22 protein-coding genes and 1 riboswitch are annotated in these 26,182 nt (G+C 63.4%); of the genes, 8 read left to right on the top strand and 14 right to left on the bottom strand.

The window, feature by feature from the left end; all coding sequences use genetic code 11:
* Positions 1–18: 18 nt before the first annotated feature.
* Together ACQZ2L_RS06860 and ACQZ2L_RS06855 are read left to right on the top strand one after the other, a co-directional pair.
* Positions 19–768, top strand: a complete 750-nt coding sequence (locus ACQZ2L_RS06860; RefSeq protein WP_430325346.1) for a response regulator transcription factor — start codon at positions 19–21, stop codon at positions 766–768.
* Between the two features lie 25 nt (positions 769–793).
* Positions 794–2,131: an ATP-binding protein gene (locus ACQZ2L_RS06855; RefSeq protein ID WP_430325473.1), complete on the top strand. Its 1,338-nt coding sequence runs from the start codon at positions 794–796 to the stop codon at positions 2,129–2,131.
* A 55-nt stretch (positions 2,132–2,186) separates the two neighbouring features.
* On the opposite strand, the gene ACQZ2L_RS06850 is transcribed toward ACQZ2L_RS06855, so the two are convergent.
* From ACQZ2L_RS06850 to ACQZ2L_RS06840, 3 genes are all read right to left on the bottom strand, one after another.
* A complete protein-coding gene (locus tag ACQZ2L_RS06850) occupies positions 2,187–4,142 on the bottom strand; it encodes a TonB-dependent receptor domain-containing protein (RefSeq protein ID WP_430325345.1) in 1,956 nt (651 codons plus the stop codon).
* Between the two features lie 154 nt (positions 4,143–4,296).
* Entirely contained in the window at positions 4,297–4,956 is a 660-nt protein-coding gene (tenA, locus tag ACQZ2L_RS06845; RefSeq protein ID WP_430325344.1) for a thiaminase II, read from the bottom strand.
* 1 nt (position 4,957) lies between these two features.
* A complete protein-coding gene (locus tag ACQZ2L_RS06840) occupies positions 4,958–5,605 on the bottom strand; it encodes a TenA family protein (RefSeq protein ID WP_430325343.1) in 648 nt (215 codons plus the stop codon).
* A gap of 78 nt (positions 5,606–5,683) precedes the next feature.
* Positions 5,684–5,799: riboswitch (TPP riboswitch) on the bottom strand.
* 130 nt (positions 5,800–5,929) lie between these two features.
* Between ACQZ2L_RS06840 and ACQZ2L_RS06835 the strand changes: the two genes are divergently transcribed.
* The 5 genes from ACQZ2L_RS06835 to ACQZ2L_RS06815 all read left to right on the top strand — a co-directional run bounded on the left by ACQZ2L_RS06835 (position 5,930) and on the right by ACQZ2L_RS06815 (position 10,626).
* Positions 5,930–6,469, top strand: a complete 540-nt coding sequence (locus tag ACQZ2L_RS06835; protein ID WP_430325342.1) for a WYL domain-containing protein — start codon at positions 5,930–5,932, stop codon at positions 6,467–6,469.
* Positions 6,470–6,651: 182 nt separating this feature from the next.
* The gene (locus ACQZ2L_RS06830; protein ID WP_430325341.1) at positions 6,652–7,254 is read left to right on the top strand and encodes a hypothetical protein; all 603 of its coding nucleotides are present in this window, start codon (positions 6,652–6,654) and stop codon (positions 7,252–7,254) included.
* Positions 7,251–7,682: a phage holin family protein gene (locus ACQZ2L_RS06825; protein WP_340610142.1), complete on the top strand. Its 432-nt coding sequence runs from the start codon at positions 7,251–7,253 to the stop codon at positions 7,680–7,682. Before ACQZ2L_RS06830 ends, ACQZ2L_RS06825 begins: the two co-directional genes overlap by 4 nt.
* The gene (locus ACQZ2L_RS06820) at positions 7,679–8,440 is read left to right on the top strand and encodes a DUF3618 domain-containing protein (RefSeq protein ID WP_430325340.1); all 762 of its coding nucleotides are present in this window, start codon (positions 7,679–7,681) and stop codon (positions 8,438–8,440) included. Before ACQZ2L_RS06825 ends, ACQZ2L_RS06820 begins: the two co-directional genes overlap by 4 nt.
* 233 nt (positions 8,441–8,673) lie before the next feature.
* Positions 8,674–10,626: an alkyl/aryl-sulfatase gene (locus ACQZ2L_RS06815; protein ID WP_430325339.1), complete on the top strand. Its 1,953-nt coding sequence runs from the start codon at positions 8,674–8,676 to the stop codon at positions 10,624–10,626.
* Here ACQZ2L_RS06815 and ACQZ2L_RS06810 read toward each other — a convergent pair.
* From ACQZ2L_RS06810 to codB, 4 genes are all read right to left on the bottom strand, one after another.
* Positions 10,623–11,363: a hypothetical protein gene (locus ACQZ2L_RS06810; RefSeq protein ID WP_430325338.1), complete on the bottom strand. Its 741-nt coding sequence runs from the start codon at positions 11,361–11,363 to the stop codon at positions 10,623–10,625. The two genes, ACQZ2L_RS06815 and ACQZ2L_RS06810, sit on opposite strands and share 4 nt — an antisense overlap.
* A gap of 143 nt (positions 11,364–11,506) precedes the next feature.
* The gene (gene codA, locus ACQZ2L_RS06805; protein ID WP_430325337.1) at positions 11,507–12,748 is read right to left on the bottom strand and encodes a cytosine deaminase; all 1,242 of its coding nucleotides are present in this window, start codon (positions 12,746–12,748) and stop codon (positions 11,507–11,509) included.
* A 4-nt stretch (positions 12,749–12,752) separates the two neighbouring features.
* Positions 12,753–13,967, bottom strand: a complete 1,215-nt coding sequence (locus ACQZ2L_RS06800) for a PucR family transcriptional regulator (protein WP_430325336.1) — start codon at positions 13,965–13,967, stop codon at positions 12,753–12,755.
* On the bottom strand, positions 13,964–15,223 hold the full coding sequence (codB, locus tag ACQZ2L_RS06795) for a cytosine permease (RefSeq protein WP_430325335.1): 1,260 nt from the start codon (positions 15,221–15,223) through the stop codon (positions 13,964–13,966). Before codB ends, ACQZ2L_RS06800 begins: the two co-directional genes overlap by 4 nt.
* Positions 15,224–15,546: 323 nt before the next feature.
* Here codB and ACQZ2L_RS06790 point away from each other — a divergent pair, with 323 nt between their 5' ends.
* Complete coding sequence (locus ACQZ2L_RS06790) at positions 15,547–16,260, top strand: CPBP family intramembrane glutamic endopeptidase (RefSeq protein ID WP_430325334.1); 714 nt, start codon at positions 15,547–15,549, stop codon at positions 16,258–16,260.
* Between the two features lie 341 nt (positions 16,261–16,601).
* Here the strand turns inward: ACQZ2L_RS06790 and ACQZ2L_RS06785 are convergent, their stop codons facing one another.
* The 7 genes from ACQZ2L_RS06785 to ACQZ2L_RS06755 form a co-directional block, all read right to left on the bottom strand.
* A complete protein-coding gene (locus ACQZ2L_RS06785; RefSeq protein ID WP_430325472.1) occupies positions 16,602–18,731 on the bottom strand; it encodes a TonB-dependent receptor in 2,130 nt (709 codons plus the stop codon).
* 197 nt (positions 18,732–18,928) lie between these two features.
* The gene (locus tag ACQZ2L_RS06780; protein WP_430325333.1) at positions 18,929–19,912 is read right to left on the bottom strand and encodes a siderophore ABC transporter substrate-binding protein; all 984 of its coding nucleotides are present in this window, start codon (positions 19,910–19,912) and stop codon (positions 18,929–18,931) included.
* Positions 19,913–19,920: 8 nt separating this feature from the next.
* Positions 19,921–20,685, bottom strand: a complete 765-nt coding sequence (locus tag ACQZ2L_RS06775; protein WP_430325332.1) for an ABC transporter ATP-binding protein — start codon at positions 20,683–20,685, stop codon at positions 19,921–19,923.
* Positions 20,682–21,629 carry an iron chelate uptake ABC transporter family permease subunit gene (locus ACQZ2L_RS06770; RefSeq protein WP_430325331.1) on the bottom strand — a complete coding sequence of 316 codons (948 nt, stop codon included), beginning with the start codon at positions 21,627–21,629 and terminating at the stop codon, positions 20,682–20,684. The genes ACQZ2L_RS06775 and ACQZ2L_RS06770 overlap by 4 nt, the downstream gene beginning before the upstream one ends.
* Positions 21,629–22,570, bottom strand: coding sequence for an ABC transporter permease (locus ACQZ2L_RS06765; RefSeq protein ID WP_430325330.1), 942 nt, complete (start codon positions 22,568–22,570; stop codon positions 21,629–21,631). The genes ACQZ2L_RS06770 and ACQZ2L_RS06765 overlap by 1 nt, the downstream gene beginning before the upstream one ends.
* Positions 22,570–24,336, bottom strand: a complete 1,767-nt coding sequence (locus ACQZ2L_RS06760; protein WP_430325329.1) for an ABC transporter ATP-binding protein — start codon at positions 24,334–24,336, stop codon at positions 22,570–22,572. The genes ACQZ2L_RS06765 and ACQZ2L_RS06760 overlap by 1 nt, the downstream gene beginning before the upstream one ends.
* Positions 24,330–26,123 (bottom strand): ABC transporter ATP-binding protein, encoded by a 1,794-nt coding sequence (locus tag ACQZ2L_RS06755; RefSeq protein WP_430325328.1) that lies wholly within the window; start codon positions 26,121–26,123, stop codon positions 24,330–24,332. The genes ACQZ2L_RS06760 and ACQZ2L_RS06755 overlap by 7 nt, the downstream gene beginning before the upstream one ends.
* Positions 26,124–26,182: the final 59 nt, after the last annotated feature.

Raw genomic sequence — 26,182 nt, 5'->3', positions numbered from 1 at the left:
TATCACGCGCGATCGCCAATGCCAGCTGAACAACCCACGCCCGCGCCGCGAGTGCTGGTGGTCGACGACCACCGCAAGATCCGCGACCCGCTCGCCACCTACCTGCGCCGCCATGGCTTCGAGGTGCGCACCGCCGCCGACGCGGCCGGACTCTGGCAATTGCTCAAGCAGCAGGCGTTCGATGTAGCCGTACTCGATGTCATGCTGCCCGACGGCGATGGCTTCGAGCTGTGCCAGCAACTGCACCGGCGCTGCAACCTGCCAGTGATCCTGCTGACCGCCCGCGACACCACTGCAGACCGCATTCGCGGCCTCGACCTGGGCGCCGATGACTACCTGACCAAGCCATTCGAGCCGCGTGAGCTGGTCGCGCGCCTGAACAGCGTGCTGCGCCGGCATCAGGCAACCCAGGCGCGACTCCACGCGGCGCCTGCTGCTACGCCCGCAGTTCGCCGCTATCGCTTCGCCGGCTGGCACTTCTGCGCCAGCAGCGCCTCGCTCAGCCGCGAGGGTGCCGAGTCAGTTCAGTTGAGCACCGCCGAGGGCAAACTGCTGCAGGTGTTTCTGGCCCACCCGCATCGCAGCCTGACCCGGCAACGGCTGGTCGACCTGACGGCAGCGCACGACAGCGACATCAGCGAACGCGCCATCGACCGCCAGATCAGCCGCCTGCGGCGCAAGCTCAGCCATGACGGGCAAACTGCCGAACTGTTGCGCACCCTGTGGGGCAGCGGCTACTTGCTGGCTGCCGATGTCGAGCTTGAATAGCTTGCGCCAGCTGTGGCCGCAGCGCTTGCTGCATCAGTTGCTGCTGTTGCTGTGCCTGGCGCTGCTGGCCTCGCACCTGATCGGTATCGTGCTGTTGCATCGTCATGGCAGCCTGCTCCATCCACTGTCGCGCGCGGCCAGCCTGGAGCGGCTAGCCACCGCGTTCAACCTGGCGCGCGACCTGCCCGCAGCGCAGGCCAACAGCCTGCTGGCAAAAATGGCCAACCCGGAAACCCGCTTCTGGATCGCGGCAAGCCCCGAGGTCGCTGCTTTCGACGCTCGTCCTGAAGAACAGCGGCTGACCCGCGACTTGCGCCAACGGCTGCAGCTACTCCCCGAACACCCGTTGATCGTGCAGTTGGAGCGGGTCAACGGCGCCGACGCCCGCGCCTATCCGTTCAGCCCGGGCGGTTGGGCGCCGCTACGGTTGCGCAGCAGCCTGGCGCTGGGCGATGGGCAGTACCTGAATGCCGTGCAGCACCCCAGCGGCGCTTATCAATGGGGCACGGTACTGGCCTACAGTCTGCCAATGACCACCCTGCCGGTCTTGCTGGTGATGATCTTCGGCTTCGCCCGCGTGCTGCGCCCGATCAAGACCTTGGCCAAGGCCACCGAGCGGGTCAGCCGTGGCGAGTGGATTGCGCCACTGCCACTGACCGGCCCGCAGGAGGCACACGAGCTGACTCGCGCTTTCAACACCATGCAGGCCAACCTGGCTCGGCACGTCGAGGGCCGCACCCGCCTGCTGGCAGCGATCAGCCATGACCTCAACACGCCGCTGACCGAGTTGCGCTTGCAGGTAGAGCTGCTGGACCCTGGCGCGACCCGCGACGACTTGCTGGAGAGCCTGGGCGAGTTGACGGCGATGGTCGGCGAAACCCTCGAATTCGTGCGCGGCGATGCGGTGCAGGAAGCGACCTGTCAGTTGCGCCTGAACGACTTGCTCGATGAGCTGGACCGGCGTTATCGCCTGCTCGGGCAGCCGTTGACCTGGGATGTGCAGCAACAGGTCTGGCTTAGCTGCCGTCCTCTGGCGCTCAAGCGTGCCCTCACCAACCTGATCGACAACGCCTTGAAACACGGCGGTGCAGCCCATGTGGCACTGAGCAAGGCTGACGGTCAGGTGCGCCTGGAGATCATCGATCAAGGTCCGGGCCTGCCTGAAGAATGGCTGGAAAAAGTCTTTGAACCCTTTGTGCAACTAGGCCGCGGTGGTGCTGATGCGCGCAGCGGAGGCGGCCTCGGGCTTGGCCTGGCGATTGCCCGTGCGTGCATTCAGGCCCATGGCGGTGAACTGCTGCTGGAAAACCGCACGCCACGCGAGTTGTGTGCGCTGGTAAGGCTGCCGATCGCCCAGGGCTGAGGCCGGATAGCGCGAACGGGGCCGATGTACGGCCCCGTTTGCAGTACAGCAGGGATCAGAAGTTGTAGGTCGCGCCCATCCACAAGGTGCGGCCATAGTTCACCGTTCCGTAGGTCTCGTCGTCCAGACGCTTGTCGGTGATGTTGTTCAGCGAGGCGTTCAAGGTCAGCGCATGGGTCAGGTCATAGGAGCCGCCGATGTCTGCCGTGGTGTAGCCCGGCGCCGGTTCGGCGGTGATGGTATTACCGGTTTCTTCGCCGTAGTAGCTCACCGCTGCCCAGGCTTGGCCGCGGTCATTGACCTGCCACTCGCCACGCAGGTTGGCTTTCTGTTTCGGCGTCAGGGCGAGCGGCGCACCGGCGTTGGCACCGGTCTTCTGCTCAGAGTCGGTGTAGGTGTAGTTGCCCTTGATCAGCAAGTCGGCGCGGATGTCCCACTGGCCGGTCAGCTCGACGCCACGGATCACCGCCTTGTCGACATTGACCCGGTCCATGACGATGTAGCCGTTCCAGCGCCGGTCGGTGGTGACGGTCGAGAGCTTGTCCTGGAAGTCGTTGTAGAACAACGTCACGCCTGCCGACAGGTCATTGCGGTTGGACCACAGCGCCGACACTTCGTAGTTGGTACTGGTCTCGGGCTTGAGGTCAGGGTTGCCGAGCATGACGAACCGGTTGCGGCGCAGGTAGGCGTAGCCTTCAACCACGGCGCGCAGCTCAGGGGTCTTGAAGCCGCGGGCAACCCCGCCTTTGAGCGTCCACTGATCCGTGGCGCGCCAGACCCCATACAGGCGTGGGCTGAAGTGGTTGCCGTATTCTTCGTGGTTGTCCATACGCAGGCCGCCGGTCAAGGCGAAGGTGTCGGTGACCGACCATTCGTTTTCGGCAAACAGCGCTTTTTGCTGGACCGAGAACTCGTAATCAACCTTGTCACCCAAGCCCTGGTTCCAGTCGGTGACCTGATTTTCCTGCCATTGCAGGCCAACCGTGCTGACGTTGTGGGTGGTCGGCACAACCAGCTTGGCGTCGAGCACACGATTGCGGATCTCAGGCTTGCGCCCGTAGATGTCGGTCTGGTCTGGCGTGGCCTTGCCTTCGCGGCTGGTGGTTTCCTGATAGAGGGCGACGTCAGAGGTGGCCCAGCCCCAGCGCCCTTGGTGCGAAAGCGACCAGTGATCACGGTTGTTCTCTTGCTCGCGGGTGGCCCAGTTGGCACTGACGCCATCACCATTTTTCAGGCGCGTAACGCCGGCTTCGAGCAGGATGTCGTGGTCGATAGTGGGGGTGAAGGCCAGGCGCGTGGTCAGGTCGCGGTGATCGGCCTTGCTGTGGCCGTTGGTCTGCTCCAGATCAGCATCGGCCTGGCGGTCCAGGTAGCGGCCCCACACCTGCAGGCCAAGCAGGTCTTCCTTGAGCGGCCCGCTCAAGTAGAAGGTGGTTTGCCCGGCGTCGCCTTCCGCACTGTGCTGACGTGCCGAATAGTCGTAGCCGATCGAGCCGCCCCACTCGGGCGAGACCTTGCGGGTAATGACGTTGATCACCCCTCCAATAGCGTCCGAGCCGTACAGCGACGACATCGGCCCGCGCACCACCTCGATCCGCTCGATGGCGGCTGCCGGCGGGACAAAGCTCTGCTCATAGCCGGCGTTGCCATTGACCCGTGATTCGCGGGCGCTCTGGCGTTTGCCGTCGACCAGAATCAAGGTGTAGTCGCCAGGCATGCCGCGCATGGAGATATCGCTTTCGTTGGCACCGCCGTTGACGGTTACGCCCTCGACATCACGCACCGCGTCGCCGAGGTCGCGGTATGACTTGCGGCGCAGGTCTTCACCGTCGATCACGGTGATCGACGCGGGCGCGTCCTCGACCCGCTGCTCGAAGCCCGAGGCGGTGACGACCACGTCCTCGAGGGTAAGCGGGACGGGTGCGACGGGCGTGGTCTGCGCCTGCGCGGCACCCGCGAGGAGGACGACCAAAGTGGAGGAACAACTGAAAATAAGGCGTGGCGCGGGCATGCGAATGACCTGTGGATTCTGATGTAAAAGAGAATCCTAATCAGATGCATTGGCGAAAATGGGACAAAGTGTGACAGCTGCTCTCGAGGGGTAGCGGTGCGGGAGGTCGCGGCCGAGACGCCGCAGGTATGCCCGCAGACGCCTCGCGCACCGATCAGTCGCCCGCCTGCAAGCCCATCTGCCAGAAGTCCGCCTCAAGCCGTGAGGCCTGGGCAAAGATCGCCGCCAGCTCGGTAAAGCGTGACTCGGTCATGCTCCGCGCGGCCAGTTCGTCCAGGTGCTTGCGGGCGGACGCGGCCACGCCTTGATAGGCCTCGCCGGCATACTCGCCGATCCATTCGCGGTACGGATGCTCGCTCAGATCACCTAATGCAGCAGCCAGGCGCTGGCCGATTTCGGCATAGCCGATCACGCACGGCGCCAGCGCAACGTGCAGCTCAAGCAGGTCGCCGGCGGCGCCGCAGTCAAGCACATAGCGGGTATAAGCGACGGTCGCCTGATGCTCAGGGGCAGCCTGAATATCGGCTTGCGACAAGCCCCAGCGGGCGCACAGGCGCAGGTGCAGTTCAGTCTCGTCAAGAATCGCCGCAAGCCCGGCCTGGGCAGCGCGGATGTCACCTGGCAGACGACTCTTGTAGGCGGCCAGCGCCCAGGCGCGGGCGAACTGGATCAGGAACAGGTAGTCCTGCACCAGATACTCGCGAAACGCCGCCTGACTGAGGGTGCCCGCTTGCATCTGCTGCAGGAAGTCATGCTCGACGTAGCTCGCCCATTGCGGCGCGGCAGCAGCTTTGAGCCGATCAAAAATATCCATGTCAGGCCTCGCCATCGTATACGGCATCGAAGAAGGCCAGTTCCAGCGCGACGGTGCGCAGGTAGAAGTCGCGGGTGAGCTCGGCCTCCTTTGGCCCGACGCGGTCCAGTTCGGCTTGCAGGAACGCGACAAAATCCTCGAAGAACGGGTTGTCATGCAAGGTGATCCACTCAGCGTGGACGAAATGCTCGGGCAGTGGCTGCGGCGCCTTCTGCGCCCAGTCCAGGTACAACCCTTCGGCCACATTGAGCACCGCCAGCGCCGCCGCATAGGAGCGGCTTGCCGCCGCCTCGGCCATGATCGCCTTGAAGCCTGCGGTAGGTGCGCTGTCGGCAGGCTCGTCGCGCTGCGCCGGGCTTACATCGAGAGCCTCGAACGCACGCAGGAAATAGGTGTTTTCGTCACTCGAGATCATTCCGGCAAAACGGCCCAGACGCAGGCGCGCTTCGAAGGTATCGGCTGTGGCAATAGCCGCACCGAGCAAAGTCAGGAAGCTGTCGAGAAAGCGATGGTCCTGAACCAGGTAGCGGACCATGACCGGGTCGGCCAGGGAGCCGTCGCACAGCTCCCGCACGAAACGATGGCCAACGGCAGCCGACCAGGTCGGTTCGCTCTGCTCGCGCAAATAATGGGTAAAACGTTCGCTCATGCTGCTGTCCTCTGGGAGGTGGCAGCGAGGCCAGGCGGGTGGTGCATGGTGCGGCCTCGCAGTGAGGCCGGCGCAAAGGCAGGTCGGCTGTCCCATCCCTTCGCCGGCATGATCCGGATCAGGTGCTAAGGGTCACCGCGCTGCATCTCGCCAGCGGTTTCTCAGCCCGTCTCCGGGCTCCCCTTGGTAGCGCTCAGGTATACCGCAGACGCAGGTCGGTTGTCACGGCACGTTGGCTGCACGCCCAGCAACGGGTATGCTTCGCGACCATAGCCAATTGCCACCATTAATGCCGTGCAGTGATCGCGCGCCAAGGATCCCGCTTTGCCCAGCAACCCCACGCGCCAGACCATCGCCCGCCAGTGGCAGTTGCTCAAGCTGCTGCCCGACCGGCACCCGGGCATGAGTTCCAACCAGCTGCAGCAGGCCCTGCATCAGGTCGGCCACGGCACCAGCAAGCGCACGGTCGAACGTGATCTGAACGAGCTGACTGAGCTGTTTCCGGTGCGCTGCAACAGCAAGGGCACACCGTATGGCTGGTACTGGCAGGCGGAACCTGCTCGTGAGCAACTGCATCCGCCGCAGCCGAGCGACCGCTGCATGGCGCAACCGATCACCTTGCGTGCCTGGGTAACGCCGGGGCTGGCGCGGCAGTTGGCGGCGCAGCCGCTGTCGGACGACATGTTGCTGGAGCCGCTTGCCGAAGGCGACGCCAGGTTGGTGGCCACGGTTGCTTATGACCAGGCCCTCATCAGCTGGCTGCTGGCACATGCCGGCTCGATCAAGGTAACTGCACCCGACAGCGTGCGTGAGGCCCTGCTCGAACGGCTGCAGCAAGCGCTGCTGTTGCACGACAGCGAATGAACCAGCGTCGATATCTGTGCGCAAATTACCTCGATTTGCGATAAACGCCGCACAAATCATTGGCGCCAGCGCTAAACGTCACCGATCAAGTTGAGTGAACTCCCTGCTGTTCGACCGCGTCCCCCGAATGAACGAAACCAATCCGGCCTGTGCCGGGGCTTTCATCATCGAGGGAAACGACCATGGACAAGACCGACCACAGCGCCTCATCGCCACCCGATAACACTCAAGATCACCTGCACACGCTTGCCGACGAGGCCGGTGCACTGCTCGGCGAGGCGAAGACGCAAGGTGCCGAGCAATTCGAGCACTACCGCGACACAGCTGCCGACCAGCTGGACTCGCTCAAGGAGGGTGCTCGTTCGGCGGCATCTGCGCTGAAAGACAACGACACGCTAGGCATCTCGCACTATCTGGGCCAGGCCGCAGAATGCATCGGCACCTTCGCCGAGCAGATCCGCCACGAGAGCGCCGAAGACCTGCTACACAAAGGCTCGCGTCTGGCCCGTGACAACCCCGGGTTGTTCCTCGCTGGCAGTGTGGCCGTCGGCTTTGCCTTGTCGCGGTTCCTGCGCGCCAGCGGCCAGCATGACGCCACTTCAGCAACGCCCGCCCCCGCCTACGGCAGCAACGAGCCCTACCACAGCACCCCGCCTACCCCCGACCGCGCGAGCGATGTCTCTACCCACAAGCCGTACACCCCGGTCGATCCGATCGGCGTCGGTGCCGCCACGCCTGTGACCGGCAGTGCTCAGCAACGTGACCCGCTTGAAGGAGCCGAATGATGAACAACGACTCGTTCCACACCCCGCCTCCGGTACAACCGGCCAGCGAAGATCCAGTCGGCATCGGCGGCCTGCTGCGCCAACTGATGCGTGAAGTGCCTGAGTTGTTCAGCAAGGAGTTGGCCTTGGCCAAAGCCGAGCTGACGCACAACCTCAACACCTTGAAAGCGGGTACCGCAGCAGTTGCCGCTGGCGCCATCGTGTTGCTAGCGGGCTTCATCATCCTTCTGCTGGCGGCGGTCTACGCGCTGGCAATGGTGGTCGAGCCGTGGCTGGCGGCACTGATCGTCGGCGCGATCACGGTGATCATCGGCTTCATCATGCTGCAGTCGGGCAAGAAGCAGTTCGAACCCGGCCATCTGATGCCCGATCGCACCCTGCATGCCATGCAACAGGACAAGGACACGCTGAAGAGGAAACTGCCATGAGCACTTCTTTTGAACATGAAGCAGACAAAGACCCGGACCTGCTCGAGCAGGAAATCAACGCCAAGCGCGAGCATATCAGTGACCTGGTCGATGCCCTGGAACAGCGCCTGAGCCCGGGCCAGTTGATGGATCAGGTGCTGGCGTACGGCAAAGGTAATGGCAGTGAGTTCTTGCATAATCTGGGCACTACATTGAAGAACAACCCTGTGCCAGCGACCCTCACCGCAGTGGGTATGGCCTGGCTGGCGATGAACCAGAATCGCCCGTTCAGCCCAGGGCCTGCGCACACCGGGGCGGGCTTGGGGGACAGGCTGGGTGAGGCTGTCGATGCGGTCAAAGGCGCGCTCGGACACGCGGGCGATGCGCTGCAGGATGCCAAGCACTCGGTGCAAGCCAAGGCACATGATTTGCGCGATTCGACTAGCGGCTCGGCCAGCAGCGTGCGCGACGCGGCATATCAGGTGGGTGATAAAGCCACTGTCGTGAAAAGCCAGTTCGATCAACTGCTCAAGGAGCAACCGCTGGTGATGGCTGCACTGGGCATCGCTCTGGGCGCTGCGTTGGGCGCGGCGTTGCCGAATACGCGCAAGGAGGACCAGTTGATGGGCGAGCACAGTGATCGCTTGACCGATGCGCTCAAGGCCAAGGGTGAGCAGGCCAAAGAGGCTGTTACACAGTCGGTGAAGGACAACACTGCGCCGGATCGGCATGAGCCTGCGCAGACCGACTTGTCGTCGGGGTTGGGTTTCCAGCGCTGAGGTTGAGTTATCCGTTAGAGGGGGCCGCTTCGCAGCCCTTTCGCGACACAAGGCCGCTCCTACAGGTAACCGCGTACCATCGACATGCGCGGTCCCTGTAGGAGCGGCCTTGTGTCGCGATAGGGCCGCGCAGCGGCCCCAAAAACTCACAGTCAGAGCCATAACATCTCCCCAGCCCCCCATGCCATAGGCTACTGTTTCCCCCTGCGCGTCGCCCAAGCCAAGGAACCCCTATGCCGCATCGCCTATTACTGCCGCTATTGCTGCTATGCCCACTCGCCTCTGCCGCCAATGCACCGCAAAAAGACGCCACCAGCTTCACCCGCCAAAGCAACCAACAATGGTTGCAGCGCCTCCCCTTTAGCGACCGCGCCGATTGCGACGCCGCCCAGCGCGGCTTGATCGAGCGCTTCGATGGCCGCGTCGACAACAGCGACAACCAGCCGGTGTGGGACCTGCAGCGCTACGCCTTCATCAGCGGCGAAGCGCCTGCCACCGTCAACCCGAGCCTGTGGCGCCAAGCCCAACTCAACGCCATCGCTGGCCTGTTCCAGGTCACCGAGGGCATCTATCAGGTACGTGGCCTGGACCTCGCCAACATGACTCTGGTCGAAGGCGACAGCGGACTGATCGTGATCGACCCGCTGCATTCGGTAGAAACCGCCCGCGCCGCCATGGAGCTGTACTTCAAGCATCGCCCGCGCAAGCCCGTGCTGGCGGTGATCTACAGCAACCCGCAGGTGAGCAGCTATGGTGGCGTGCGCGGTGTCGTCGACCCCGCCGAGGTCAAGGCCGGAAGGGTTCAGGTGCTGGCACCTCGTGGTTTCTATGCGCAGGCCATCAGCGAGAACGTGCTGGCGGGCCCAGCGATGCAGCGCCGCGCCGAATACCTGTACGGCAACGCCCTGCCCCGCGGGCCTCGCGGTCAGGTCGACGCAGGCCTGGGCAAGGATATTTCCAGCAACGCCACGATCAGCCTGCTCGCCCCCACGCGGGAGATAAGCAAAGCGGTCGAGACCGTGCGCATCGATGGCATCGACATCGAATTCCAGCTCACCTCAGGCCAGGACGCGCCGGCGCAGATGAACCTCTGGCTGCCGCGCTTCAAGGCGCTGGCCATGGGCGAGAACGTCGCCCACAGCCAACTGAGCCTGCTCGACCTGCGTGGCGCACCGGTGCGCGATGCCAGAAGCTGGTCGCGCTACCTCGACCAGACCCTGGTGCGCTACGGTGAGCGTGCCGAGGTTGTACTGGGCCAGCATCACTGGCCAACCTGGAGCGGCGCCGCCGTGCGCGAATACCTTGCCGACCAGCGTGACCTGTACGCCTATATCGATGGCCAGACGCTACGCCTGATCAATCAGGGCCTGACCCCGGACGCGATTGCCGCGCAACTCGCCACCCTGCCCCCGCGCCTGGCCAAGCGCTGGTACAGCCGCGATTACTACGGCTCGCTGAGCGTCAACGTGCGCGCGGTCTATCAACGCTACATGGGCACCTACGACGGCAACCCCGCTACCCTCGACCCCCTGCCACCGACCTACACTGGCCGGCGCTATGTCGAAGCCATGGGCGGCGCCAACCAGGTGCTGAGCCTGGCGCGCAAGGCATTTGCTTCAGGTGATTACCGCTGGGTCGCCGAGCTGACTCGGCAACTGATCTACGCACAGCCCGGTAACAGCTCAGCACGTCAGCTGCAGGCCGATGCGCTCGAGCAGCTCGGCTACCAGAGCGAGAATGCCACCTGGCGCAATGCGTACCTGAGTGGCGCGCAGGAGCTGCGCGACGGTGTTGCCGCAAGCCCCGACCCCGGCAACGTCGATGACATGGTTCGGGCCCTCGCCGCGCCTCTGTTTTTCGATTTGCTCAGCGTGCGCCTCGATGCGCAAAAGGCAGCCGAGCAAGACCTGACCATCAACTGGCGCTTCACTGACCTGGGTGAAGACTACGCGCTGACCGTGCGCAACGGCGTGCTGACCCACCGCGACCGCACGCGCCACCGCCGTGCGGATGTCGAGGTCAGCATGAAAAAAGCCACACTCGATCGTATCGCCTTGAAGCAGACCGGTTTCGTCAAGGAGGTCACGGTCGGTGACATCAGCATCACGGGCGAGCGGATCAAGTTCCTGCGCCTGATGTCCGGGCTGGAAGATCCGCAGGGGCGTTTCGAGCTGGTCGCGCCTTAGGCGCGGCGCTGGGCTGTAGCCTGCTGGCTGCGGCTCAGGCATGCGTAGCCCAGGCCCAGCACACCGATTGCCAGTGCCCCAAGCAAGGCCAGCAGCAGCTCGCTGTAGCTGGCAATGGTGGCTGGCAGGCCGACGAACTCGCGGTAAGCGAGAATCTGCGCCTCGCCGTCCGCGTGGCGAATGCTCAGGCCGCCCTGTCGGATCTGCGAGTAGTCCGAATCGAAGTACACCCACACCTTGCAGTCTTCGCGCCCGCCGATGGTGGCGATGTCAATCAGGTTGGTGGCGGCCTGCGGGATGATGTCGTTGCCGTCATCGTCGCGCACCTGCACCAGCCCCTTGGCCGGCAAGCGGATCTGAATGTTTTTCAAGGGGGCTTCACGGGTGTTCTTCAGCTCGATCACCAGGCCGGTACGATGGTCGACCAGGCCTGCCTCGAACGGCTTGGCAAACAACGCCAGATACGGCGCCTGAGCCGCGTCCACCAGCTTGTCGACCTGCTGATTGCTCAACTGACCCTGGCTGATATCGCTCATCTGCCCGTGCAAACGCTCGTAGCGCAGCATGTCATTGGCCGTGCTGATGCGCTCGCTGAACTGGCTTGGATAGGTCAGGTAGGAGTAGGTAAGCCGCGCTTCCAGGGCTGGGTCCTGCTTGAATGCCAGGTAAAGGCCGCCTGCGCAGGCGCCAGCGACCAGCAGGCCAACGAGGGCTTTACCGACTTTTTCCCAACTCACCTGGGCGTTTCCTTATTTCGCTGTAGGGGCGATGCAAAAATCGCCGGCCAAGCGTGCCACTGATCGCGCTCAGGGGCAAATGAGAATTGGACCGATCGCCAGCCATCGCCCACGCAGGCACGCCTGCGCGGGCTTGGTCTGGATCAAGCCAGACGCTGCACCTGAGCCGGGGTACGGCGCATCAGCACCTTGCCATTGCGCACTGAAACCAGCGCGTAGCCCTGGCTGCGGACCATCTCGTAATCATCCGGTGCCGACAGCACCAGCAGGTTCGCCGGCCGGCCGACCTCCAGGCCATAGCGCTCGCCGAGGTTAAGGGTGCGCGCGCTGTTGTCGGTGATCAGGTCCAACGAGCGCTGCAGGTCTTCGTAGCCGAGCATGTGGCAGATGTGCAGGCCGGCCTCGAGAATGCGCAGGATGTTGCCATTGCCCAGTGGGTACCACGGGTCGACGATCGAGTCCTGGCCAAAGCACACGTTCATCCCGGCGCGGTCGATTTCGGCGACACGGGTCAGGCCACGGCGTTTGGGGTAAGTGTCGAACCGGCCCTGCAGATGGATACTTTCGGTCGGGCAGGATACAAAGTTGATGCCCGACATTTTCAGCAGGCGGAACAGCTTCGAGCAGTAGGCGTTGTCATACGAGCCCATCGCCGTGGTGTGGCTGGCAGTAACCCGCGCACCCATGCCGCGCACGCGGGCCTCCTCGGCCAGCACTTCGAGGAAGCGCGACTGTGGATCGTCGGTCTCGTCACAATGCACATCGACCAGGCAGCCGCTGCGTTCGGCCAGGTCCATCAGAAACTTGATCGACGACACACCCTGATCGCGGGTGTTCTCGAAGTGCGGAATACCGCCCACGACATCCGCGCCCATCGCTATCGCCTCGGTCATCAAGGCGCGACCATTGGCGTACGACTCGATGCCCTCCTGAGGAAACGCGACGATCTGCAGGTCGATCAAGTGGCGCACTTCTTCGCGGACTTCGATCATCGCCTTGAGTGCGGTCAGCTTGGGATCGGTGACGTCGACATGGGTACGCACATGCTGAATGCCATGATCGACCAGCATGCCGATGGTCTTGCTGGCGCGGGTCTTGGTGTCTTCATGGGTATTGAGCTCCTTGCGCTCGGCCCAGCGCTCGATGCCCTCGAACAAGGTACCGCTCATGTTCCAGTTGGGCTCGCCAGCGGTGAGGGTGGCGTCGAGGTGAATATGCGGCTCGATAAAGGGCGGCACCACCAGGTTGTGCCCGGCGTCGATATCAGTGGCGTTATTCAGCGCCAGCGGCCCGCTTTGCGGCTGAATGACAGCGATGCGTTCACCTTCGAGCTCGATGCGAAACAGCCCGTCCTTGCCACGCAGGCGTGCATTGATGATGTTCATGGTTCTACTCCTTGCCCTGGGCTGCGGTCATGCGCCATATGAGCATAGCGACCGCAGCATTCATACGAAAAAGCGGATCATCGAGTGATTGCCCGCTCAGTTGTTCGATTCTGCCCATGCGTTGATTGATGGTGTTGCGGTGCAGGCCCAGCCGAGCGGCGGCTTGCAAGGCGTTGCCGTTGGCGCCCAGCAAGGCGTCGAGTGTGTGCAACAACGCATGGGGATGCTTGCGCCCGGTTTCGATCAGGCGACCGAGGGTTTGGCTGACGAAGCTGTCGATCAGGCCGCGATCACTGATCCCCTGCAACAGGCGCAGCACGCCCAGCTCGCTGAAGTCGCACAGGCCGCTGGCCGGGCGCAAATGCTGGGCGACGTCGAGCGCCTGGCGGGCCTCGTTAAGTGCCTGGCGATAGTGCGCGCAGTCCTCGGCCAGACTGGACATGCCCAGGTACACCCCGGCCTCCCCGGCAATAACCTGCAACTGCTGATGCAACTGCGCCAACGCATCGCGCAGGTTCGGCCCGTCAGGCAGCAACAGCACAAACAGATCGCCCGGCAACTGCGCCGTGACAGCGCCAGGCTGGGTGCGACACCAGGCTTGCAGGCAGTCTTCCAGCGCTTGCTGGCTGGCCTGCCAGAGGCGCTCGGCTTGCTCCGGAGCATGTTGTTCGAATACCTCATCGCCTGCCAACCGCAGCGCCACCAGCCGCCGCGGCTCATCCAGCGCCAGCTGCAAGTGCGCGGCGCGCTGCCGGGCGATGGCCAGGCTTGGATAGTCGCCGGTGAGCAGCTGGCCGATGATGTCGTCGCGCGAGCGGCGCGCTTGCGCCATCTGCACCAGCGCTGTACCGATCAAATGGGTCACCACCACCATCTTCAGCGCATAGGGCTGCTCGATCAAGCTCAGGCCCAGTTGCTCGGCGCGCTCGATCACCTTCGGCGGAATCTGCTGGATGAAGCTGCCGCCCGTGAGGATCACCAAACCGGCGATGCCCACCGCGTCGCCATCCTCGACCAGGCTCAGCAGATTGGCCTCGCCGCGCGGGTGATTGATGCCCGTAACGAACACCAGCTCACCGCCCATCACCCACTCGGCGATCCCCTCGTTCTCGGCTACATAGGGCCAACGCACCCGCCGCTGCAGGTTGCGTTGGCCGGCGCGCACAGTCATCTGCGCAAGCCCTGGCAGGCGCAGAATTTCTTCCAATGCCAGGCTCACGGCTCGACCTGCGCCAGCGCCCGACGCCGCCCGCTCAGCTCAATCAGGACGATATAGCACAGCGCCGAAGCGCCAATCCCCACCAGCGGCGCCACCCACGGCGAGCAGTAGGCCAACAACGCTCCAACGGCGTAGGCGGTCAGCCCTTTGAGGTTGTAGCGTGGCAGTTTCACCGAGGCCAGCGCAGGGTACTTGCCGCGGTGGCGGTACCAGAAATCAGCCATGATCACCCCACCGACCGGCGGAATGATTGAGCCCAGCAGCACCAGAAACGGGATCAGCAACTCGTACATGCCGCCTATCGCCAGGAGGATGCCCAGGCCCGCCGCGACCAAGGTTGCCGTGCGCCGGCGTTCGCTGCGCAGCAGGTGGCAGGCCGCTGCCGAGACGTTGTAGATGGTCGGCCCCTGGATGGTCCACAGGTTCAGGCAGAGCATGATCACTGCAGCGAACGACAAGCCCTGCAGGATCATCACCTCGACGATATCGGCCTGCTGATAGACCATCGCGCACCACGCTCCCGCCACCACCATCAAGCCATTGCCGAGCAGAAAACTGACCACGCTGGCGGTCACCGCGACTCGCCCGCTGCGCGACAGGCGCGTCCAGTTGGTGGCTTGAGTCGCACCGCTGGCGAAGGTGCCAAAGACCATGGTCACAGCCGCCGAAAACGTCATCGCCTCATGCGGCACTACCGCAGCCAGGCCAGCAAACCCACCGGCGTCGCCGGTGGCGATGTACATCGACACCAGCAACAGCACGAACATCAACGGCACCGACACCCGCGACAGCAGGTCCAGGCCCTTGAAGCCAATGATCGCGGTAATGCTGAAACCAAGACCGAACAGCACCATCAGCGGCACGGTGAAGCCCTCGGCCAAGCCGAGGATCTTCACCAATACGATCGCCACCGTCGCGGTGCCCCAGGCGTACCAGCCCAACTCGGCGAAGCCCAGCAGAAAGTCCGACAGCCGGCTGCCCGCCTCGCCAAAACAAAACCGCCCCATCAGTACCGTGTTCAGCCCGCTGCGCGAGGCGATGAACGCTAGGCTTGCGGCGTACAGCGCCAGCAGTGAGTTGCCGATGGTAGCAATCCACAGCATGTCGACAAAATTGAATGCCATGCCCAGCTTGCCGCCGGCGAACATGGTGCCGGTGAAGAAGGTGAAACTGAACAAAACCATGGCGATCGGCAGCAGGCCCTTGCGGGCTGACTGCGGGGCTTCGGATAACGGGAATTCGCTGGGCGCGCTCATCGATGCTGCTCCGGGTTGTGGATGGAGCAGCTAGAGCAATATGCGGGCCGCTTCGAGGCGGCCGCTGATCTCGTAAAAAGCGTGCGTCTGCAACAATGATCACTGTGCAGTCAGCACATATTTTTTGGTTTAACAGTGTCGTGCCTGTGCTTTATGACTCATCCCGAGGCAACCCTGCACCATTCAGGCCCATTGCTATGGGAAGTTGGGGAACGAGCGTTGTGCTGTCCAGGGTAAATATTGTTTATCTACGATCGTCGATTGTCAGGCGATAGCGGCAACGGCAAGATGCCCGCCGAATTGCCCAAACAAGGAACGTCTCCGTGCAAACCTCAGCATCATCCCTGCCCACAGCGGTAGCTCCTGCGTCGTCACGCTATAACGTCTTCAAGCGCCTTGGCATGCTGGCCCTGGCGCTCATCATCTACCTCGCGGCAAGCGTGCTGGTTGTCCTGCCCGACCCGTCCGCGCCCCTCACCAGCCAGAAGCTGATCAACTCGGTAGGCTACGCCGCGATCGGCCTGCTGGTGTTGCTGTGTTTGCAGTACCGCAAGCAAGGCCTCAGGCAGGTGATCCTCGGCCAGCACTGGCGGCGCCCGTTGCTGTTTGGGCTGATCGCCATGGTCGGTGTCTACACGCTGTGTGCGCTGCTGATGTACCTTCTGCAGATACCCCGCGAAAGCTTCATGGTGCACTTCTACGACGGGCTTAGTCCGGCCCGGATCGCCCTGCTCTGCCTGACCTTGGTGCTGTTCCCGCCGGTCGCCGAAGAGCTGCTGTTCAGGCACTACGTGATGCGCGTGTTTCCGCTGGACAGAGGCCGCTTCTGGCAGTGGACCGCGATTGTGGTCAGCACGCTGGTGTTCGCTGCACTGCACAATCAGTACGACAACCTGATCACCTTGATAACGCTGGTCGCGGTCGGCTTGATCCTGGCCATCGCACGTGTGGCCAGCGGCGGTTTGCTGGTGCCGGTGTTACTGCATGCGGCGGCGGAGGTTGTGGCGATTTCGATCAACTATCTGCAGATGGATTGATCCACAGCTGATCGCGTCAGCGAGTCTGAACATCGAACAGATTCGCCGCCTTCAGGAAACGGCTCAACGTGAATGGCGGCCAGCCCCACATGCTTGAGGGCCTGGCCGCCGAGGCGCGCTTTCACTCGGCACCAGGCGGAATCCCATCCTTGTTCCTGTCCTTGAGCCGAGCTTTTTCCTCTTCGGTGGAGTGAGCCGGCACCTGGCTGTCTTGCTGGTCGTCTTTTGGATCGGTCATGGCAGTTTCCTCAGTGTGTGGTCGTTGGGCAGTCCACTGGCGGAGCAGTTCAGATTTAGCTGCGCCCCGGCCAGTGCAGGATGGTTGCCCTGTTCAAATATCGTCAGAAGTCGACGGTCGCCGATAACTGAACAGTGCGCGGAGCCCCAAGGCCAAGACTGGAAGTCAACGGCATGCCCCAGTAGGCCTTGTTGGTGACGTTGGTCACGCTGCCGCGCAAGGTCAAGGGATAGCTGGCTGCCTGGGTGGTGTAGCGGGCACCTACGTCATAGATGGTGTAGCCCGGGATCGACAGCGTGTTGTCGCTGCTGATGTACTGCTTGCCGACCGAAGTAGCATTGCCGGTCAGGGTCAGGCCCGGCACCAGCGGCGTATCCCACTCAAGGCCCAGCTTACCCTGCAGTTTGGGCAACCCGGTGGCCAGCTTGCCTTCGCTGGCAACGTTGGCGCTTTTGGTCACTTCTGCTTCAACATAGCCCACCCCTCCCATCAAACGGACATCGCTGAGCGGCGCGCCGAAGAACCCCCACTCCACGCCGCGGTTACGCTGCTCGCCACCAAAAGAGTAGATATTGCTGACCGGGTCGGTATAGCTGCCTGGGCGTTCAATCTGGTACAGCGCCAAAGTATGGGTGAAGCTGCCCAGGTCCAGCTTCAGGCCGACTTCTTTCTGTTTGGATTTGTACGGGGCAAACACTTCGCCGGAATTGGCGCTGGTGATCGGCGCAACTGCACCTTTGCTCAACCCCTCGATGTAGTTGGCATACAGCGACAAGTCGTCAGTTACTTTGACCAGCAACGCGACGGCAGGCGTCGTGGCGCTTTCGTCGTAACGTGAGGTGCGATCGCCGGTGACAATGCTGAAGGTGTCAGTCAGCACCTCCTGACGACGCACGCCGACGGTCAACTGCAACCGGTCCTCCAACACCGACAGCGTATCGGCGACGCCGTAGCTGGCCAGGCGATTTTCCAGATGTTGCACGGCAGGCCAGGACTCGGCGGCAGCCGGCCCCCAGACAGGATGGTAGATATTGGTGGTGACATTGGCACCCGGCACCGAACGACGGCCGAAGTCTTTTTGCTCGTCATCATAATGGGTGGCATTCACCGTCAGCTGATGACCGATGCCGAAGGTATCGAAGGTTGCGCGCACGCCGGCTTCAGCGGATTTTTTCTCGAGCTGCATTTTCAGCTGGCCCATGGTGGTGTTGTAGTCACCCGCAGCGTTGATCACCTGGGCAGACATGGTCCCGCTGTAGGCGTAGTCGGTCTTGCTCGCGCCGACCGCCGCGTAGGCGAGCAAATGCTCGTTGAGATCAAACTCGCCGCGCAGCATCGCGCCCTTGTCCTTGCTTTCGACATAGGCCCAATCCGGGTTGAGCAGCGTGTCGGATTTTGGCGGTTTGGGCACTGCCACTCCCGGTGCCAGGCTGATGCCCCGGTTTTGCCCTCTGACCTTGTCATCGGCACTGTAAAAGTCTGCCGACAAGCGCGCCCGCTCGCCTCGCCAGTCCAGTGCCAGTGCCGAGACGCCGACTTTCATCCGCTGCCCGTCGACCGCTGTGTCGCCGTCGCGATAGACCTGGTTGAAGCGCACGCCGAACTGCTGGTCCTGGCCAAACCGCCGGCCAACGTCGAGGTGCCCACCTAACTGCGCATCCGACATGTAGCTGGTGGTCAGCCGAGTCAGCGGCTGCTCGCCTGCGCGTTTGGGCACCAGGTTGACCGTGCCCGCCACGGAGCCATTCGGCGGCATGCCATTGAGCAACGCTGACGGCCCTTTGAGCACCTCTATCCGCTCGAACATTTCCGGTGAGGTGCGATAGAACGGCGCGATGCCGAACAGGCCGCCGAAGCTCATGTCACTGCTGCTCGAGGCCAGGCCGCGGATCAGGTAGTTCTCGCTGTAGGTACCGGTCAGGCCGTTGCTGAATACCGAAGGATCAGTAGCGGCAATCACATCGGTGATGTTCTGCGCCTGGGTATCGGCAATAAATTTCTCGGTGTAGCTGATGGTGCTGAACGGCGTCTCCATGAAGTCCTTGTTGCCGAGCAGGCCCACCCGACCACCATAGGCAACCTGGCCGCCGGCATATTCGCTGGGCAGTTCGGCTGACTGCAACTCGGTGTCTTCGATGTGGGTGGCGGGCAGTACTGCAGCGCTCTCCTGCGGCGCCGGCTGGCTGTCTTGCGCAGCTAACGCCTGGCTGCTCAGACTCGCCCCGAACAGCATCGCTTGCACAGCGGTGGCGAGTGGCTTGCGGGTAAAGGCTGCGCGAAGGCGCGCGGGGGTTACGGGAACGTTGTTCACGCTGAAGCTCCAGTGGGTAGTACGGGCAGTGGTTGTGTTTTTTCAGGGCGAGCGAAAGCAATGGCGCCAGTGCGATGCGCTGGCCCATAGGCATATCGGTGTTTCAGTTCAGGGTTGAATCAGGGTTGGTAGGCTTTGATCACGTCATCGACGATCAACTTCAGCGAGGTTGGGCTGGCGGCCGTGACATACCAGGCTTCAGGGTCGACGAAGAGCACGCGGTGCTGCTTCCACGCGGTCGTCTGACGCAGCAACGGGTTACTCATGCTGGCCGCCGTCATGCCAGCTCGGCGCTCCATCACCGCTGTGCGGTCGACCACATAGATGATGTCCGGGTTGGCAAGCTGTATGAACTCGCTGGATATCGGCTGGCCGTGCAGGCCGGTTTCGCCCGCTGGGCCGGCGGGCTTGACGCCCAGAGCCGTGAAGACAAACCCATAGCGCGAGTTGACCCCGAACGAGCTGAACGCGCCGTTGTTGTGCAGCACCACCAACGCACGTTCCGGGCGCCCGTGGGTAATGCGCCTGGCCTGTGCCACCGTGGCGTCCAGCTCACTGACTTTGGCCGCGGCAAGGGCCTGCTTGCCGAAGATTTCGCCCAGCGTCAGCAGGTGCTCGCGGATCACCTCGATGTGCCTTGATTGGCTGTCACGGTAGTCAACATCGAACTGAATGGTCGGTGCCATCTCGCTGAGCTCGGCGTAGTGATTGGCCTGCAATGACGTGATCAGGATCAGGTCGGGCCTGCTTGCGTGTACGCGCTCCAGGTTGGGTTGCACGATCGATCCTAAATCCTCCACCTGGGCGGCGTCCTTGTAGCGAGCGAGAAAATGCGGCACGAAATCCTTGGGCATGCCCGCCACCGGCACGCCCAGTTGATCAAGAAAGTCGACCTCATTCATATCCAGCGCGACCACCCGCTGCGGCAGCTTGTTGACCACGCTGGTGCCTGACTGATGCGATACCGTAACCGCCGTATATGCCGCCTGGGCGGCAGCACTGGTCGGCGACCTCGCAGATTCTTCGTTGCAACCTGACAGCGCAGCGGCCGCTGTCATCATGACGGTCAAGGCCCAATAGCGGGTGTGTTTGGTGCTAATCATTGCAGTTCTCATGCTGGGTTGAAATAGTTGCAGAGGCGGCCGCGCTGGCCTTGGGTAATTTCAAAGTCGAGACCGTACAACGCGCTCATGCACGCTTCGGTGACCACCTCGCCCACGCAGCCCAGGGCATGCACGCGCCCCTGGCGCATGGCAACGATGTGGTCGGAGTAGCTGGCGGCGAAGTTGATGTCATGCACCACCAGAATCACCGTTCGCCGTTGCTCGTCGCAGAGCCTGCGCAGCGCGCGCATGATCTGCACGGCGTGGCTGATATCCAGGTTGTTCAGGGGTTCGTCGAGCAGCAGGTAATCGGTTTGCTGGGCAATGGTCATGGCCAGAAACGCCATCTGCCGCTGGCCGCCGCTCAACTCGTCGATATAGGCGTGGCGCAACGCTTGCAGGGCAAGAAAGCCGATGGCGTCCTCGATCGCCTGCACATCAGTGACACCCAACACACCGCGGCAATGCGGAAAGCGACCGAACGCCACCAGCTCCTCGACCGTCAGGCGCAGGTTGAAATCCGGCGACTGACGCAAGGTTGCCACTTGCCTGGCGAAGTCTTTCAGCGCGATGTCGGCAATGCGCCGGCCGTCGATGCGCACCTCGCCCTGGCTGGGCTGCAGCAAACGGGCAAGGGTCATCAGCAGCGTGCTCTTGCCGGCGCCATTGGGGCCGATCAGTGACGTCAGCTGACCGCGTGGAAAGCTCAGGTCGACGCCATTCAACACGGCTTTGCCGGCGTAGGATTTGTGCAGGTCGTGAACGGTGATCATGGTGTGCCTCGGCCGCGCACCATCAGCGCCAGGAAATACCCGCCACACAGCAGGTTGACCAGAATGCCGACGGTAGTTTTGTAGTTGAAGACGTGCTCGACCAGCAGTTGCGCGATGATGAACAGCGCGATCGCGACCGCGCTGCCCAAGGCCAGCGTGATGCGATGGCGGAACGTCGCAGCCAGTGCGTAGGTGACGTTCGCAACAAAGATGCCCATGAACGCCGCGGGCCCAAGCAAGCTAGTGGAGACCGCCACCAGCACGGCGATCAGCGCCAGCGTCAGGCGCACCGTGCGCCGGTAGTCCACACCGAGTGAAATCGCCTGCTCGCGCCCCAGCGCCAGCACATCGAGCGTCGCAAGCCTGGTTACGCCGACGCAGAACACCGCGCTGACCAGCAGCCCCGAGCAGAGCAACTGCACTGGCTGGGCGCGGTTGAACGAAGGCTGACTGAAGCCGAGCAACATCGAGAACTCGCCGGGGCTCACCTTGAGCTGCACAAATTGGGTAAACGTGCCCATCAGCATGCTCAGCACCAGTCCCACCAGCAGCAGGAAATAGACATTGCTGCGGCCATCGCGAAACAACCAGTAATGGATCGCCCACGAGTAAACCAGCATCAACAGCACCGACAGCGCGAAGTTGCCGCTAGCGCCGAGCACGACCAGGCTGGAGGTGCCCAGCGCCAATACCAGTAATGCCTGGAACAGCAGGTAAACAGCCTCATAGCCCATGATCGCCGGGGTCAGAATGCGATTGCCGGTAAGGGTCTGGAACGCGATCGACGACCACGCCACGCAGACGCCACCGATGGTCATGGCGCCCAGGCGGAGCAGGCGTTTGCGCATCACATAGTCAAAATCCAGCCCCGTGTTCCACAGCACAAAGACTGCGCCGAGCGCACCCACCAACAGCCAGATCGCGAACAGTCTGCTGCGGGCCATCAGCGCTGCCTCCAAACGATCAAGGCCAGCAACAGCACGCCGCCAAGACTCCCGGCGGTCAGCCCGATCGGCACCTCGAAGGGGTAGATGATCAACCGACCCAGGATGTCGCACAGCAGCAGCAACGCCGCACCGCCGAGGGCCACGATGGGCAGGGTACGCTGCAGGTTATCGCCGTAGCGCAGGGCAACCAGGTTGGGGATCACCAGGCCCACGAACGGGATAGCCCCGACCGTGATCACCGAGACCGCCACCGTCACCGCCACGAGCATCAAGCCTGCGGTCACGGTACCGACGTAGTTCAGGCCAAGGCCGCTGGCGATGCCCTCGCCCATGCCCAGCACGGTGAAGCGTTGGGCGTACAGGTAGCTGGCGAGAACCACAGGCAACGTCAGGTAGACGATTTCATAATTGCCCTGCACTACCCTGGAGAAGTCGCCCAACAGCCAGCCCTGCATGCTCTGCAGAATGTTGTGCCGGTAGGCGTAGAACTCGGCCAAGGCGCTTAACACACTGCCATACATCAGCCCGATCACCGGCACCAGCACGCTGTTGCGCAGGTGAATGCGCTGGATGATCGCAACGAACAGCGCACTCGCGCCGAAGCAGAACACCAACGCCAGCAGCATCCGCCCAGCACTACCCGCCCCCGGCGCCAGCACCATCGCTACGAGGATGCCCAGCTTGGCCGCGTCCAGGCCGCCGGAGGTGGCCGGCTCGACAAACTTGTTGCGCACCACATGCTGCAGAATTACCCCGCATACGGCCAAACCGGCACCAATCAGGACCAGCGCGGCCAGCCGCGGCAAGCGGCTCGCCGTCAGCGTCAGCCAGGCACTCGCATCACCCGCCACCAACTGCGCCCACTGCAATGGGCGGGCCCCTACCATCAGCGATACGGCGCACAGCCCAATGAATACGCCAAGCCAACCGGCACGCATCAGACCGGACCTTGCTGGGTGGCTGCGGTGATACGCCAGCCCTGCGCCGCCTGCCGCTGGCGGATGAACTCGGCGTAGCGGCCGCGACCGCCAAGCAAGACGGCCGGCGCGCCCTGCTCGACGACACGGCCGTTTTCCAGCACCACGATCTGATCAGCCGTCGCCACGGTCGACAGTTGATGAGCGATGACGATCAACGTGCAGCGGCCGCGCAGGCGCTGCAGGGTTTGCGCAATCGCCGCCTGGTTGTCCGCATCCAGCGCTGCGGTGGCTTCGTCGACCAGCAGGATCGGTGCGTCTTTGAGCAGCGCCCGGGCAATCGCGATGCGCTGACGCTCGCCCCCGGAGAGCCGCGCCCCGCCTTCGCCGACCTGGCTGTCGAGGCCGTCCGGCAGACGCGCGACGATCTCGCTGACGCCCGCCTGCTGCGCCGCGAGCAGTACTTGCTCGGTGCTGGCCGACGGCTTACCGATGCGGATGTTATCGGCGATGCTGCCCTGGAACAGGTAGCTGTCCTGGAAGATCTGACTGATCTGCCCGGCCAGGCGCTCACTGGCGATCTGCCGCACATTCACGCCGCCAACCTGCAGGCTGCCTTGGCTGACATCGAAAAAGCGCGCGATCAGCCTGACCAGGGTGGTCTTGCCTGAGCCGGACGCTCCGATCAGCGCAACCATGCTGCCGGCTTTGATTCGCAGGCTGATGCCTTGTAGAACGTTTGGCTGGCCGGGCGCATACGCGAAGCTGACGTCATGCAGCTCGACCGCGCCATCGGCCGGTTGCTGCGGCGCGTGTGGCTGAGTCAGCGGCGCGACCGCGAGAATCGCCTGTGCGGCCGCTAGCTGAGCCTGGCCAGCGCGCAGGATGTCTGCGTAGCTGGCAACCTCCAACAGCGGATCGACAAAACGGCAGAGCATCACCAGCCCGACGACCAACGTCACCAACGTGGTGTAGTCCGCGCCTGCGCCCAAGGCATCGCTCAGCCACAGCGCTGCCACACCGAGCAAGCAGGCAAACAACACGTGCACCACCCAGGCGTTCAGCAGCGCAGACAATGACGAGCGCACGATCAGACGCCTGGATGATTGCCGCTGGCGGTCGATGGCCTGGTCCAGCAAGCGCGTGCCGCCGCCCTCGCCGTTGAACGCCCGCAGCACCGACTGCGCCTGAGCGAATTCGACAATGCGCTGGCTCGCGGCCGCGAAATCGTGCTGAAAAGCCGCGTCCACGCCACGCCCAAGGCGGCCCGTGAGCCACATCGTACTCAGCAGCATCGGCAGCCCCAAAAGTGCAACCAGACCCAGCGGACCGTGTATCCAGAACAACATCAACAGCATCACCAGCGACGTCAGTGCGCTGCTGATCAGGGGCGTGAAGACATGCGCAGGCAACTGCGCCACCGCCATCATGCCTGGGCCAATCACGTGCGCGAGCCGTGCCGTCTGCTCGGCGTCGAACCAGCCAATCGGGAGGCGCGCCACGTGATCGCCAATGCGCTGGCGGGCGCTGCGCAGCACCGCGACCCCCACCGCTACCCCGGCCCGTTCTACCTTGAGGCGCAGCCCCCAGCAGAGCAGCACCCCGCCCAGCAACCCGCCGAGCCACAGACCACTGCCACGCATATCGCCGTTCAACAGGCAACTCAGCGCCGGCAGCACGATGGCGATGGTCAGGCCGCTTAACAAGCCGTAGCCCACCGCCAGCGTGAGATAACGAAACAGCACCTTGGCGTCATCGGCCAGCAGTTCAGAGAGCGCGTTCAGCATGTCGCCACTCCCGCCCGCTGCACATAACCGCCCCGCCTCCAGAGCCGTGCATACAGCCCGCCCAGCGCGAGCAGGTCGGTGTGCCTGCCCTGCTCGCAAATGCGCCCGCCGTCGACCACGATGATCTGATCGGCGTCCGTGATCGTGTCCAGCCGGTGGGCGATCACCAGCAGTGTGCGCCCGGCGGCGAAGCGCGACAGCGCCTCCTGGATGGCAGCTTCGCTGTCGCCGTCGGCCGCAGCGGTGGCCTCGTCGAGTAGCAGAATCGGCGGGTCCAGCAGCACTGCGCGGGCAATACTCAAGCGCTGCTGCTCACCGCCGGACAATCGCGCATCGTCGCCGACCATCGAGTCGTAGCCACGCGGCAGGCAGGTAATGCGTTGATGAATGTTGGCGATACGGGCAGCGGCCTCGATCTGTGCCTGGCTCGCCGAGGGGCGCCCCAGCGCGATGTTGTCGCGCACGCTGGCATTGATCAGGCGCACCTCCTGCAGGACGAAACCGATGCGCTGGTACAACTGCGTCGATTCGATCTGCCGCAGGTCGACGCCGCCCAGGGTGATGCGTCCTGCGCTGGGGTCGAAAAAGCGCAACAGCAGCCGCGCCAGCGTCGATTTGCCCGCGCCGGATGGGCCGACAATGGCTGTGGTCGTGCCTGGCTTGAGCGTCAAGCTGATGTCGCTGAGCACCGTATGCTCCGGCCGATAGCTATAGCTGACCTGCTCCAGGCGTATCTCGTTGCTGCCTGGCGTGTGCGCAACAGCCGCTGGCGGCTGCTCCAACAAAGGTGTCTGCAACAGCGCCTGGATCCGCTGGGCGGCGGCGCTCGCACTGTTCAGGTCGTGGCTGAGGTAGTGCAACAGCAGCAGCGGCGCGCACAACCCCGGGGTCACCAAGGCAAACGGCAAGACCTCAAGCGGGGCGATCCAGCCCAACGCGACAAACCCTGCGCCGCTGCAGAGCACCACGCCCAGCACCGATACCGGTGCGATCAGCGCATTGGCTGTCGCCATCGACGCTACCAACGGCCGGGTGAAGTCGGCGAATGTGTCGGCAAAATCATCCACTGCAGTGCGGTAGCTGGCGTGCGCCTTGCCGGTGCTGCCAAAGGCCTTGACTACCTGCACGCCGTCAACGAATTCAGTGACTGCCGTGCCAATCTTGGCCATGCCGGTTGCAAACGCCTGCATATTGCCCGCGCTGGCCTTCATCGCCCTGCCGAAAAACAGGAAGAACCCAGGGAACGGCAACAGCGACACCAGTGCCAGCCGCCAATCCATCGCAAACAGGTAGATCAACGAAGCCGCAATGGCCCCCGTCGCGCGCCCTACAGTTGTGTAGAAGTGCGCCGTCAGGCTGTGCAGGGTGGCGATATCGTCCTGCAGCGCCTGCTTCACCTCACCCGAGGCACGCTCACTGAACCAACCCAACGGTACCCGTGACAAGCGCTGGGTAATGGCTAGACGCAACTGGTGGGTGATGTGGTTATCAGCCAGGTGCGCCAGCAGCTCGCCTGCAGACATGAGCGCGATGCCCAGCAACAAGCTGAGCACGCTGATACCCAGGCCCCAGGCAATGTTGCCGTGCAGCGCTGCACTGGCCCCGCCCTGCTCGCCCAGTAACATTGTGCCGATGTGCGCAATGGCCGCGAGCGGCACCAACGTCAGCATCGCCCCGAGCGCCGCCAACGATCCCGCCAACAGCAGCCGTCCCTGAATGGGTTTGAGTAGTCGGTATATCGCCCCGGCAGGTGGCGGGATGGCCGTAGCCATGTCATCAGCGCTCATTGGAAAACTCGTCGAAATCAAGCCAAATCGCTGAATGCGAAGCGGTCTGAGAAGCATAA

This window comes from Pseudomonas shirazensis (assembly GCF_050496565.1).
GTDB classification, from domain to species: domain Bacteria; phylum Pseudomonadota; class Gammaproteobacteria; order Pseudomonadales; family Pseudomonadaceae; genus Aquipseudomonas; species Aquipseudomonas shirazensis_A.
This window is presented reverse-complemented; position numbering and strand designations above follow the sequence as displayed.